A 12,412-nucleotide genomic window follows, 5' to 3' on the forward strand; every position below is an offset into this window, starting at 1 on the left:
GGGATTAAGGCGCTAAGATAAGCATTCTCCGTACAATTCAATCCGAAGTAAATTTTGTTAAAAAAATGTTAATATTAGGTACTATGCGTAACAAAGTACTGTTTTTTAAACATATATTTGCATAAGAAAATAACAAGCAATGGACAATACTGGCTTATCAAAAAATGACAAATCGTTGGGAATGGCTATCCACCTAGCGACTTTTTTAAAGTACTTTTTCCCATTCGGAAACTTTATTGGTCCTTTAGTATTATGGACCACCAACAGAGAAAAAGCTTTTATTGATCACCACGGACGGGAGGCTATCAACTTTCAGCTAAGTCTATTACTCTATGGCGTTATCATCGCCGCAGTATGTCTTCCGTTCGTGTTCTTTCACGCCGGAGACTTTATAAGCATCTTAGAGCAATTGGATGATGCCTATTACAGAAGTCGTTCGGTAAACGCCAATGAATTGGGCGGATACTTGACAGTGATCTTCTTAGCGGTACTACTCGCGTTCTGCATCTTTATCTTTGAGATCTACGCGGTGATCACGGCTGCTATGAAAGCAAACAATGGAGAGCTGTATCGCTATCCCCTATCCATTCGATTCATTAGAACAGAAAACGACGCTTTGACCCCGGCAACCGCTGGAGCTACGGAAGCCGCTACGGCTGCCGAAGCTACCGCAGAAACCGATCAAGAAGTCGACTTTACAGAACAATCATCGTCAAACGAACAAAAATCATCAGAAAATGAGCAGTCTAGTTAATATGGTCATGGCCGCAGTATTAAACCTAATGGGGCCCGCTGCACCTGCATTCCCTGCAGTCGACAATGCAAAGACCATCGAAGCGGTTGTTGAACAATCGGTACAGATCGATTGTGTAGCAACTACCATCCGCTTCGGAACCGAGAATTGTTAATTCTCATTAAACGAAAAGAACATGAAAATTGAGAACACAAAAGCACAAATGAGAAAAGGCGTACTGGAGTTTTGTATCCTGTCCATACTTAGAGACGGCGAGGCTTACACTTCAGATATCCTGGACGCATTGAAAGAGGCAAAGATGCTGGTCGTAGAAGGGACGATTTACCCCTTGTTAACTCGGCTTAAGAATGCCGGATTGCTTTCCTACCGCTGGGAAGAATCCACCAGTGGGCCACCTCGTAAATATTATGAACTAACCGAAACCGGTAAGCTGTTCCTCAAGGAACTCAACAACACCTGGGACGAGCTGCAAGATGCAGTGAATACAGTAATTAGCGTAAAATCAACAAAATGAAAAAGACAATCAATATAAATTTGGGCGGAACCTTTTTCCACATTGACGAGGATGCCTTTGCCAAGCTGAATCGCTATCTGGATGCCATCAAAAAATCCTTTACCGATCCTCAAGGACAGGATGAGATCATCCGCGATATCGAAGCCCGAATTGCCGAACTATTCGCAGAGAAAAGAGATTCTGTCTCTCAGGTGATCTCTATAAAAGAACTGGACGAGGTTATAGCCGTAATGGGCCAGCCAGAGGATTATATGGTAGACGAAGAGATCTTTGACGATGCTCCGCCTAAACAACAGCGCCAGCGCCAGTATCAGCAACGCGCCAGCTACAAACAGCTCTTTAGAGATGTAGACAACAAATTCATTTCTGGTGTGGCTGCCGGATTGGGTCATTATTTAGGGATCGATACCATTTGGGTACGTCTGCTTTGGATCTTGCTAACCGTTTTCTCTAGCGGATTCTTCTTAGTCGTATATATCTTATTCTGGATCTTGGTTCCAGCTGCCGAAAGCACTGCAGATAAATTGACCATGCAGGGCGAAGCGGTGACAATAGAGAACATTGAAAAAAAGATTAAGGACGAGTACGAACGCGTCGCCGATAAGGTAAAAGATGTCGATTTCGATGGTGCGGCAAAACGCGCCAAATCTGGAGCTTCTAGCTTTTTTGACGGCTTAGGAAGTGTTTTCAGCGTCTTTTTTAAGATCATTTTCAAGTTTATCGGGATCATTTTACTGATCACAGCGATATCTACCTTGGTAAGCCTTATTGTTAGCATGTTCTCTTTGGGATCTGTAAGCTTTTGGGGCAGCGACCTGACCGATTATATCGGCGTGGTAAACACCTCTGGTGCACCAATATGGTTGATCTCTATTGCCGTTCTATTGGCCGTTGGAATTCCATTTTTTGTATTGTTCCTTTTGGGATTGAAGATCCTTATTCCGAACATCAAATCTATTGGAACTCCGGCTAAGATAACCCTTGGGGTAGCCTGGATAGCCGCTGTTATAATGATGGGCATCTTTGCCATTCGCGAGGTAACTGAGATAAGCAACGAAGGAAGCGTTAAAACAGTGAACCCATTGGCCGTAGCCGTAAACGACACCCTGCGCTTAAAAATGGTCTCTAATGAAGATTTCGAATACCGCGCCAACAGAAGCGGTGGCTTTGAGATCAAAAGAGACGAAGACGGAAACCGTGTCATTTACAGCAACGATGTGCGCTTAATAGTGCGTTCTACCAGCAAACCAGAGGGTAGAATCAGCATAGAGAAATCTGCAAACTCAACCGACTATCAACGTTCCAGAGAGTATGCGGAGCGTATCAATTACAACTATGAGCTCAAGGGGAACACCTTGTACTTGGACGGTTATTTCTTGGTCGATGTGGCCGATAAATACCGCGACCAAGAAGTAGAAGTGATCGTGTATCTACCGGAAGGATCTGTATTGTTTGCAGATAAGAATACACGCAGCTTCCACTCCAACAGCTCGTACTATGACGATATTCTAACCCGTGGCGATGAAGAATACTTCCTCCGCATAGAAAAAGGAAAGACAACTTGTCTGAACTGTCCGGATGGTCGCGAGTCTAACTATAATGGTGATAGAACCACCAGTGGTTGGGATGATGACGACTGGAGCAGCGACGATTGGACCGACGACGATTGGGGCAATAGCGATACTTGGGTAGACGATGTGGAGCAATCCACAGAAACTACAGAGAGTGAGCAAGCAACCTCAACGGATTCTACTGCAACGCAATCCGCAGTGGTAAACGATAGCATTAGCAATTCATCAAATCAATAACAACTAAAACTTTAAACGTATGCGACTTTCAATTTTAGCAATTTTAGCAGCTTTTACTTTGAGTTCCTGCAACCTTGACCTAGTGGTCAATGCAGAGAACGGTAATGGCGATGTAGTGACCAAGACGCGCAACTTGGACGACGATTTTACCGGAGTTAGAGGATCTAGTGGGCTGGATGTCTTTTTAGAAGAAGGCTCAGAGAACAAAGTGGTGGTAGAAGCAGATTCTAACCTCCACGAATACATCGAGACAGAAGTGAGTAACGGTGTATTAAAGATCAGAACGACCAAGAACATTAACCGCGCCAAGAGCAAGAAGGTTTATGTGACCTATACCAGTTTGAATACCGTTGAGGCCAGTAGCGGCGCTGATGTCATAGCCAGCGATGTGATTAGAGCCGAGAAATTGGACCTAAGCAGCAGCAGTGGGGCAGATCTGGAATTAGAGATCGACGCTCGTGAGGTAATGGTAAAATGCAGCAGCGGAGCCGACATTAAAGTGACGGGCCGTGCCAAGTATCTCACTGCAGATGCCTCTAGTGGCAGCGATATAAACGCGCGTAACTTAGAAGCAACCAAGGTACGAGCCGAGGTTTCTAGCGGAGCAGACATAGTGGTCAACGTGGTTGAAAGCTTAGATGCCAAAGCCAGCAGTGGCGGGGATATCAAGTACTACGGAGACCCAATGACCGTAAACAAAAAAGACGGAAAATCTAGCGCTATCCGTAAGATGTAGCGCCTAAAGTAATGAGCGACATTACTCCATAACGCTCATTCATACGTTGAAGTGGACCGCCACAGCTGTGGCGGTCTTTCAATTTTATAATAACAATCAATCATTATGAGAACAATCAAACTGCTGCTTTGTCTGCTCGTTCCAGCCATGAGTTTTGCACAACTAGCTCCTCAAGATGAACATTACCAGATGATCATGGCCAAAGACAGCCTGCTCTTTGAACTGAGCTTTAACCAATGTCAGAATGATGTGCTTCAAGATCTGATCAGTGAAGATTTTGAGTTCTACCACGATCAAGGTGGGATCACTAAAGGCAAAGAAGCCTTTATTCAGTCTATTGACAAGAACATCTGCAACTTTCCCGGTCGTAAAAGCCGTAGGGAATTGGTTGCGGGATCAACAAAGATCTATCCACTCTATCAAAACGATGGAACCCTTTACGGTTTGCTTCAGCAGGGAGAACATAAATTCTATTTCAGCATGAATGGTGACCCGGAGCAAAAAGGCGCCATTGCCCTTTTTACTCATCTTTGGATCAAAGAAGGAGAAAACTGGATGTTACAGCGGTCGTACAGTTATGACCACAAACCGCAACAATAGAAAAGCCGCTTTAAAAGCGGCTTTTTTATTGGATTGAATATCTAATTTAAGAAGCTACCGTATGCTCGCTTTCTACAGCAGCCAAATAACGTTCTGCGTCCAAAGCCGCCATACATCCTGTACCTGCAGCCGTAATGGCTTGTCGATAGACATGATCCGCAGCATCCCCAGATACAAACACGCCAGGAACATTGGTATGAGCTGTTCCAGGTTTGTTGATGATATATCCCGTCTCGTCCATATCTAACCAACCTTTAAAGATGTCAGTATTGGGCTTGTGACCAATAGCCACAAAGAATCCGGTTGCCGGAATATCATGAGTAGCGCCTGTTAGATTGTTCTTTACGCGAACGCCAGTCACCACTTGTCCATCTCCCAAGACCTCTTCGGTCTCTGTGTTGAAGAGGATCTCGATGTTCTCCGTGTTGCGAACACGGTTCTCCATGATAACAGATGCTCGGAACACATCGCGACGCACCAACATGGTCACCTTTTTACACAATTTAGAAAGATAATGTGCTTCTTCGCAAGCAGAGTCCCCTGCTCCAACGATCACAACCTCTTGGTTGCGATAAAAGAAACCGTCGCATACAGCACAGGCAGAAACACCGCCCCCAAGATTCAAATATTTTTGTTCGGACTCCAAGCCGAGATACTTGGCCGAGGCTCCAGTACTAATAATAATGGTATCTGCGTGGATCTCTGTAGTTTCGTTGACCCATACTTTATGCACAGGACCCGAAAAGTCTACTTTGGTGATCCAGCCGTCACGTACGTCTGTACCAAAACGTTGGGCCTGCTTTTGTAATTCTATCATCATTTCTGGGCCAGTGATCCCGTCTGGGTAGCCCGGAAAGTTCTCCACATCGTTAGTGGTGGTAAGTTGACCTCCCGGCTGCATTCCCTGATAAAGCACTGGGAACATATTAGCTCGAGAAGCATATATGGCTGCGGTATAACCTGCTGGTCCGGAGCCGATGATCAAACATTTAACGCGTTCTATAGTATCTGACATTTCATTCTGATTTGATACAGTAAAAGTAGTAGATTCAAGGGAATCCTTACAGGAAAGTTATCAAGATTGTTGATAACCTTATTGTGCCCTCTTACTATTGAATTTAGGCCAAAACCTACCCGTGATCCGTTGGTATTTGGAATAACTGGAATACCGTTGTACCAATAACTCTTCTTCGTAACTCGACTTGAAGTAAAACACCAAATTGAGCAATAAAGTAATTAGGAATTTCTCTAAGGATGCTGCGTAGATCGCATAGGAGTACAAACCGACAAGAATACCCAAGTAAATCGGGTGACGCACATATTTATATATCCCGTTCTGAATTAGTTCCGAATTCTTGCGTGGCGATGGGAACGGACTCAAATTATCGCTCAGGTTGAGAATCCCGAGTATAACCACAACGATTCCTAAGGCCACCCCTGCACTCGCGGCATGTCGAAGCAGTTGTGGTGTTTCAAATTCCAGGAGTCCCCAGTTCAATAAATAACAAACAAATAGTAAAAATTGAACCAGGACAAAAAGTACATCCTTCTTCAAAATAGGAACTGTCTAGTATCAAAAGTTGATGAGCAAATTTACAGAAATTACTTACAAGGCAAAATAATTTCGATCTACGGATTTAACCGGATCTGAATTTTTAAAATTTTTTTGCGACATTTTAAAAAGCCACCCGTTTATACTATAACCAACAAGCAGAGCGTGACAGATAGCAAACCATTGATCAAAGCTTGCCAAGCAAATTCTTACAGTGCACAGCTGCAGGTGTTCCACACCTATAAGGATCTGCTTTACACAGCGGCGATACGAATTCTGAAACGCCCTAGTTTAGCACAAGACGTTGTTCAAGAAGCCTTTATAAAAGGGTTTCAGCGCATCGGAGACCTGAGCGAAGACAGCAACCTAGGCGCCTGGCTCTATAGAATAGCCACCAATTTGGCCATAGATGCCTTGCGCAAGGAACAGCGTTTTGACTGGCAAGATGAAGAAGATACCACTTTCGCCTTGAGTCATGAGGAGGATGAAATCGACGAGGAATTGCCCTTACAACTGATGCACCAAGCCTTAGAGGAGCTTAAAGAGCAGCATCGTTTGGTGGTAGTGCTCTATGCCATAGAAGGTTATTCGCACAGCGAGATCGCCGAACATTTAGAGTTAAAAGAAAGTACCGTACGCAATCAATACCGACGTGCTAAAATTGCCCTTAAAAAGGCCATAGAACAAAAATTAAAGACATGTCCTTAGAAAAACAATTAGAACGCTTAAAGACAGAAAGTCCGTTGAATACCTGGCCTAGCGAGCAGGACACTGTCTTCGCGAAGCGCTTAAAAGATGAGTTGCATACAGCGCGATCAAAAAGTCGTTCGCTGTGGTGGTATGCCGCGGCCGCGGTACTAGTAATTGGACTCTTGAGTAGTCCTTTCTGGTTTGGTGGATCTGACGTGGATCCGGCTAAACAACAAATGTTGGAGCAAATTGCAGCCATGGAATACCCCAGTGAACAACTTGAAGCTATAGCAGCCTATAGAGCTAAAAACGACAATACAGCCGACGCCAACTTTAAAGAAGTACTACTCTCTTTGCTCCATGAACAGACGCAAACCAACGTAAAGATCGAAGCCATCTCTGCCTTGCAAGGATTTGGACATGAGCAAGAAGTTAGAGACGCGCTACTACTCGCCTTACAAAAGGAATCCGAAGCATTGGTGCAAATAAAACTCATAAAAACACTGGCGGAACTCAAGGAAACAAGAGCCACAGATCCGCTGGAACAAATCGTAGCAGACCGCAACCAGGAAGCCGCAGTGCGCAATACGGCTTCTCTGGCGGTGGCTGCTTTTAATAATCAATAAACCTTCATCATGAAAAAAACGTTCATCACTTTAGTAATGCTTTTGGCAGCAGTGAGCCTTTCTGCGCAAGAGAAGAAAATCGACTTTAAAAAAGGCACTTTAGAAATTTGCACCTCTGCCAAGATCCAGATCTCTGGTTACAATGGTGATCAAGTGGTCATAAAAAGCAATACGCCAGAAAATGTATTCTACTCCGGAAAGGGGAATAGTTTTGTTATCAACGGGCAAGCCCGAGTGAACACAACCAGCACAGACTCTATCAGTTACCTCTACTTCAGCAATTTTGACAAGGACAAAAAAGAAAAGTCCAAAGGTTTGAAGCCACTGGGTAGCGCGAAAGAGGATCACACTGCTGTAGACATGAACTTTGATATTCAACAGTTTGGCAGCCGCCTGACCATTACCGACAAGCAGGTAGACAATCAATCGAATGTGTTGTTTGTAAACAGTACCTCCTACGAGATCTTGGTGCCTAATTCGGTTAAATTGGTTATCGATACCGGCAAGTGCAAGAAAAACAACAGTAGTAGACTAATCTTTTCTGCGGAGGCCTTAAAGATAGACAACTACGCTGGTGAGCTGATGATCTCTAGCCAGTACAAGGCCATAGAACTAACCGATGTAAGTGGCCCTGCTCTTGTGAATACCCTTGGCGGTGACGTGAAGGTAGTATTTGACAAGAAGCGCCCAGACGAGCTCTTCTCCATTATTAGCAACGATGGCGATATTGATATCACCATGCCGCAACTCAGTAAAATAAGTGCGAGCATCATCGGTCAAGAGATCTTGAGCAATCTTGACTTTAAGATCCTGCAAGAAGACTATCATGCCAATCAAAAGATGGTCAATGCCGAACTCAACGGTGGCGGCACTACATTCGACATTAAAACAGAGTTCGGAACCGTGTACTTGCGGAAGAAGTAATCTTATTAAGCACCAACAAAAGAGCGCCTCAAAGCGCTCTTTTTTCTTTTTTGACATTTAGCCTTGCCACAATTAAGAATTTGAATAAATTTGCATCCTCTTACGGGGTGTAGCGTAGCCCGGTTATCGCGCCTGCTTTGGGAGCAGGAGGTCGCAGGTTCGAATCCTGCCACCCCGACAAAAGAAAAAGCCTGTATAGCGTAGAAAGTTTACTTTCTTAAGCGGTACGGGCTTTTTCTTTTAGCAACAAACCAAAACAAGGATCACGAGCGTGCCTCCTTTGCGGAACGCTACGGAGGCCGAAGAGCGAGTAATCCTTTTGTTTGTTGTTATTTAAAAGCGAACGGAAACTTGTTTCCAGTGAGCAATGAAAACAAAAAAGCCATAGAAAGCAGAGCTTTCTGGCTTTCTCTGAGCATCTTCCCCACCCAGGATCATTCCCGAAGGCAATGAATCCCTTTAAGTTTACTTTCTTAAGCGGTACGGGCTTTTTCTTTTAGCAACAAACCAAAACAAGGATCATTCACTTCGTGAATGAATCCAAAGCAGGTCCAACGCAAAGAAATTAAGCCTACCGCTTTCGCGGGTAACTCATTCAAACATCCACTGGATGTTTGGTTTTGTTTCACAAAACAACACTCGTTAATGTTTGTTGTTATTTAAAAGCGAACGGAAACTTGTTTCCAGTGAGCAATGAAAACAAAAAAGCCATTGAAAGCGTAGCTTTCTGGCTTTCTCTGAGCATCTTCCCCTCTTCAGGATCATTGCCGAAGACAAGGAATCCTTCTGATTTTATAATAGAGATTTCTCAAAATTCGCTAATTTCGCAGACCTAGTTCGGGATGTAGCTTAGTCCGGTTAAAGTGCTGGTCTGGGGGACCAGAGATCGGAGGTTCGAATCCTCTCATCCCGACAAAGGAAATCCAATGCCAACAGCATTGGATTTTTTGTTTTTAGAAACGTTGCAAGCTTGCTTGCATAAGTGAATGGAAACAAAAAATCTAGAATGTCGCAAAGCGACATTTGGATTTCCTTTAGCAACATCCCCACCCAGGATCATTGCCGAAGGCAATGAATCCTCAATAAAACAAAAGAAAATAAGGATCACGAGCGTGCCTCCTTTGCAAAACGCTACGGAGGCCGAAGAGCTAGTAATTCTTTTGTTTGTTACTTTTTGTTATACAACACTGGCTTTCATATGACATCTCGATACAATTTGCTTCGCAAATCACTCGATGTCCGTAGATTTCTGGCTTTCTTTGAGCATCTCCCCTATTCAGGATCATTGCCGCAGGCAATGAATCCTCTGAAAGACTATATACAAAATGATAGCCTGCCGCTTTCGCGGGTGCCTCAGTTAAACGTCCACTGGATGTTTGGTTGTTTAACGGGATAATTTCACTCTTCCAATCGATCCAATTGGCCTACCTTTTCTGCAGTAGAGGCAGCATCCATGCTGATCATTATATAGAGCATGCCATCTTGCGTTCTATATGAAGTACCTTTCTTAGGAGCGCCATTAATTTCCTCAGGCTTTAGCTTGTGAATCGCTCCTGTTATTGGGTCAACAATAATACCTATTAGGCCTCCGAACGCAATATTTCCAATATACCATGCATTGAATTTTCTTTCAAGTTTTGTCTCATAGGTCTCAAAACCATCCAATTTGAGTACAATGCTATACTCTTGATTTCGCATTAAGTTTTTTTGAACTGGGGTATTACCAACTTCAACCTCATTGATGTAAACCTTTGCAGAAGCAGGCTTTGAGTTAATTTGAACCTGTTGGCGAGAACCCGAAATAATGGTAGCGCAACTGTTAAATGATAATAATAAAATAAGTGTAAAAACTTTAAAAATTCTATTCATAAGGATTAGTAAATGATTAGTCTAAAGTTAAAGTGTATTGAGCCAATGTAGTAACATCGCCGCTATATCTGTATAAGTCAATTTTAAGTCTGTAACAAGTACTCCAAAAGTCTGGGGTCTTCTTTTCTGTAACTTTTACAATATTGGCCCCGTTTTTACGAGCTTCTGCTCTCGCTTTTGCCATGATACTATTAAAACTACAATCTGTAGAAAAACCAGAATCTTGGTAGCGCAGGCTACCTACCCGTATAAGGCCCTGAGGAAGCTCATGTTCAAGGTCTAAAAGTGCAACTTTATCATCGAGTGAAAGTTTTGGCTGAGGATTAATCAGATCAGCCGTGATCTTGGGGCTGCAGCTAACTACACAGAGCATGGCCAACAAAATGAAAGCAATTATTTTTTTATTCATTAAAGTAAAAGGCGGTTTAATTAGTCTCAATTAAAAATGTTGTTATCCTGTGAAGATACTGCTTGTAATACAAAATTCAACAGGAAAATAAAGATATCAAAAAGATACTCGTGGAGTTTTAAAATATGAAAAAAATCCCCCGCGCCAGCGACCAAGAAGCAGCGCTGCGCGCGCTTCTTGGCTTGTCGCAGCGGCATCCTTTGCGCTTAGCGCAAAGATATAGCGAAGAGCGCGGCCGTGAAGTGCATTCAATGCTAATTCACGGGGCGCCAAAAAACATACACTAAACATTCTAATTCCAGCGCAGCTGATAGGGATACCGCTCGTAGATCACACTGTCTTCGTTTATGGTGTTCCCCTTTCGACCGTTGACCTCTCCAAGGGCTTTTAGAGCCTCGGCCTCTGCTGTTCTTCCGAGCTTGGCCAAACATTTGGCCTTGTAGATCTGCACTTCCGAAAAATCTGGGTATATGGCCAGTGCTTGGTCAAAAAGAGCAATGGCACCTTGATAGTTCTTTTGTTCATAGCGGCTAATGCCGTAATAGAATAGATCTAAATGGTGTAACCAATCTACACCGTATTCTTTTAGCTGCGCCTGGTGATCCTCTTCAAAGACCTGCTCTGCCTTGGCAAACTCATTGAGTTGTAAATAGGACAACCCTATATAGAAGTTGCAGCTGTGGTCCATTACAAATCCGTTGCCGTACTTGCTTTTATAATCCTGAAAATCTTCTATGGCCTCGGTATAGGTCTTGGCAAAGATGCACTTAATAAAAGCCCGATAATCTTGCCAGCGCTCCGGATCGTATTTTACGGCCTTGTCTATATACCGCATTCCAAGTTCGTATTTGGCCTGTTTAAAAAGCGGCATAGCCTTTTGTTGCCACAAATAGGCAATGGTACTGTCTTTGGCCAGGCCTCGGTCTATATGTTCTTGCCATTCTCTGGAATACAGTTCTTCTTTCCAAGCCCCGTTGACCAGATGTTCCTGCATGATCTGCTCTTGCCTTTCAATATCGGCCTGATTGAGTTTTGCTGCGGATGGATTCCCTTTAGCTGTATCGCTGTTCTGCTGCTTACAAGCGAGAAGCAAAAGCATGGCTAAAAACCCAAATGCTAATAGGCTGTTATTCTGGTGTTTCATCTGTGTTTGCTTCTTTTAAAGCCGATGATATAAGTCTTATTCGATAAAGTTCTAGCTAGCGGCTGTGCGTGACTACTGTTGCCCACACCAGGCTGCGTAGTCATCTGCCAGTGCCTTTATGTTCTTTTTGGATTTTGGGAAATAGGCACCAGCTTCAATTTTTTGCACGACCTCATCACAAGCTTTAAAAAATCTCTTTGCCGATCGTTTAAAGGCTCTTTCGTTGTTGTAATTCAAAACGAAAGTTGAGGCATCTGTAGCTGCTTCCTCTTGGGTGCGTACGTAAACTAACTGGCTAGGAAAAAAATGATCGTCCCAGTAAAAATCTTCAAACATCTGAATGGCTTCGTTCTCGTAGCCGATTTTCTTTAGGCCGTTAGCTACCGCTCCCTTGATCCGAAGCGGATAAACACGTAAAGTATCCGTTAAGAATTCGGCATCGGTGGAATATTCTACTTCCACCAGATCACGTGTAAGCATGACGATCTCGTTGTAATAGAATTCGGCATACTTAACGCGTAAGGACTTCCAATCTTGGGTGATTTCTCCTTCTGGCTGCTGCTTGGCATAAACAATGCGGTTTTTGACCACAGGATCGGGGAATCCAAAGCCCGTTACTATACTGTCGTTATCGGTTAGATACATCATCTTGACAAAGGCGTCCGACGGAAGATCCTTATTGAGTCCACGTTGTAAAAATTGTGCCTGTACACTCCAGGCCATAACTAGGTTTAAAACGGTTAGAAAAACGGTTTTTTTCATGTTCAATTTCAAAGGTAGATTAAG

Annotated in this window: 15 protein-coding genes and 2 tRNA genes; 11 read left to right on the forward strand and 6 right to left on the reverse strand. The window is 43.6% G+C overall.

Features of this window, described 5'->3' with window-relative positions:
• Positions 1 to 139 precede the first annotated feature (139 nt).
• The 6 genes from BTO09_RS01095 (at position 140) to BTO09_RS01115 (ending at position 4,412) form a co-directional block, all read left to right on the forward strand.
• On the forward strand, positions 140 to 754 hold the full coding sequence (locus BTO09_RS01095) for a DUF4870 domain-containing protein (RefSeq protein ID WP_087522900.1): 615 nt from the start codon (positions 140 to 142) through the stop codon (positions 752 to 754).
• The gene (locus BTO09_RS14400; RefSeq protein ID WP_157663393.1) at positions 738 to 908 is read left to right on the forward strand and encodes a hypothetical protein; all 171 of its coding nucleotides are present in this window, start codon (positions 738 to 740) and stop codon (positions 906 to 908) included. The genes BTO09_RS01095 and BTO09_RS14400 overlap by 17 nt, the downstream gene beginning before the upstream one ends.
• Positions 909 to 929: 21 nt before the next feature.
• Positions 930 to 1,268 (forward strand): PadR family transcriptional regulator, encoded by a 339-nt coding sequence (locus tag BTO09_RS01100; RefSeq protein ID WP_087522901.1) that lies wholly within the window; start codon positions 930 to 932, stop codon positions 1,266 to 1,268.
• A complete protein-coding gene (locus BTO09_RS01105) occupies positions 1,265 to 3,076 on the forward strand; it encodes a PspC domain-containing protein (RefSeq protein WP_087522902.1) in 1,812 nt (603 codons plus the stop codon). Before BTO09_RS01100 ends, BTO09_RS01105 begins: the two co-directional genes overlap by 4 nt.
• Positions 3,077 to 3,095: 19 nt before the next feature.
• Positions 3,096 to 3,812, forward strand: coding sequence for a head GIN domain-containing protein (locus BTO09_RS01110; RefSeq protein ID WP_087522903.1), 717 nt, complete (start codon positions 3,096 to 3,098; stop codon positions 3,810 to 3,812).
• A 105-nt stretch (positions 3,813 to 3,917) separates the two neighbouring features.
• Positions 3,918 to 4,412 (forward strand): nuclear transport factor 2 family protein, encoded by a 495-nt coding sequence (locus BTO09_RS01115; RefSeq protein WP_087522904.1) that lies wholly within the window; start codon positions 3,918 to 3,920, stop codon positions 4,410 to 4,412.
• A 46-nt stretch (positions 4,413 to 4,458) separates the two neighbouring features.
• On the opposite strand, the gene trxB is transcribed toward BTO09_RS01115, so the two are convergent.
• A complete protein-coding gene (gene trxB, locus BTO09_RS01120; protein ID WP_087522905.1) occupies positions 4,459 to 5,427 on the reverse strand; it encodes a thioredoxin-disulfide reductase in 969 nt (322 codons plus the stop codon).
• A 78-nt stretch (positions 5,428 to 5,505) separates the two neighbouring features.
• On the reverse strand, positions 5,506 to 5,967 hold the full coding sequence (locus tag BTO09_RS01125) for an isoprenylcysteine carboxylmethyltransferase family protein (protein WP_157663394.1): 462 nt from the start codon (positions 5,965 to 5,967) through the stop codon (positions 5,506 to 5,508).
• A gap of 162 nt (positions 5,968 to 6,129) precedes the next feature.
• On the opposite strand from BTO09_RS01125, the gene BTO09_RS01130 reads away from it, so the two are divergent.
• The 5 genes from BTO09_RS01130 (at position 6,130) to BTO09_RS01150 (ending at position 9,117) form a co-directional block, all read left to right on the forward strand.
• Positions 6,130 to 6,672 (forward strand): RNA polymerase sigma factor, encoded by a 543-nt coding sequence (locus BTO09_RS01130; RefSeq protein ID WP_157663395.1) that lies wholly within the window; start codon positions 6,130 to 6,132, stop codon positions 6,670 to 6,672.
• Positions 6,663 to 7,280: a HEAT repeat domain-containing protein gene (locus BTO09_RS01135; protein WP_087522908.1), complete on the forward strand. Its 618-nt coding sequence runs from the start codon at positions 6,663 to 6,665 to the stop codon at positions 7,278 to 7,280. Before BTO09_RS01130 ends, BTO09_RS01135 begins: the two co-directional genes overlap by 10 nt.
• A gap of 9 nt (positions 7,281 to 7,289) precedes the next feature.
• Positions 7,290 to 8,204 (forward strand): hypothetical protein, encoded by a 915-nt coding sequence (locus BTO09_RS01140; RefSeq protein WP_087522909.1) that lies wholly within the window; start codon positions 7,290 to 7,292, stop codon positions 8,202 to 8,204.
• Between the two features lie 103 nt (positions 8,205 to 8,307).
• Positions 8,308 to 8,382 (forward strand) — tRNA-Pro (locus tag BTO09_RS01145).
• Positions 8,383 to 9,042: 660 nt separating this feature from the next.
• Positions 9,043 to 9,117, forward strand: a tRNA-Pro gene (locus tag BTO09_RS01150).
• A 485-nt stretch (positions 9,118 to 9,602) separates the two neighbouring features.
• On the opposite strand, the gene BTO09_RS01160 is transcribed toward BTO09_RS01150, so the two are convergent.
• The 4 genes from BTO09_RS01160 to BTO09_RS01175 form a co-directional block, all read right to left on the reverse strand.
• Positions 9,603 to 10,073 carry a PEGA domain-containing protein gene (locus BTO09_RS01160; RefSeq protein WP_087522911.1) on the reverse strand — a complete coding sequence of 157 codons (471 nt, stop codon included), beginning with the start codon at positions 10,071 to 10,073 and terminating at the stop codon, positions 9,603 to 9,605.
• A gap of 16 nt (positions 10,074 to 10,089) precedes the next feature.
• Positions 10,090 to 10,482: a hypothetical protein gene (locus BTO09_RS01165; protein ID WP_087522912.1), complete on the reverse strand. Its 393-nt coding sequence runs from the start codon at positions 10,480 to 10,482 to the stop codon at positions 10,090 to 10,092.
• Between the two features lie 292 nt (positions 10,483 to 10,774).
• Positions 10,775 to 11,626, reverse strand: a complete 852-nt coding sequence (locus BTO09_RS01170; RefSeq protein ID WP_087522913.1) for a tetratricopeptide repeat protein — start codon at positions 11,624 to 11,626, stop codon at positions 10,775 to 10,777.
• 72 nt (positions 11,627 to 11,698) lie between these two features.
• Positions 11,699 to 12,349 (reverse strand): hypothetical protein, encoded by a 651-nt coding sequence (locus BTO09_RS01175; RefSeq protein WP_157663396.1) that lies wholly within the window; start codon positions 12,347 to 12,349, stop codon positions 11,699 to 11,701.
• Positions 12,350 to 12,412 lie beyond the last annotated feature (63 nt).

It is taken from the genome of Gilvibacter sp. SZ-19, assembly GCF_002163875.1.
Lineage (GTDB): Bacteria > Bacteroidota > Bacteroidia > Flavobacteriales > Flavobacteriaceae > Gilvibacter.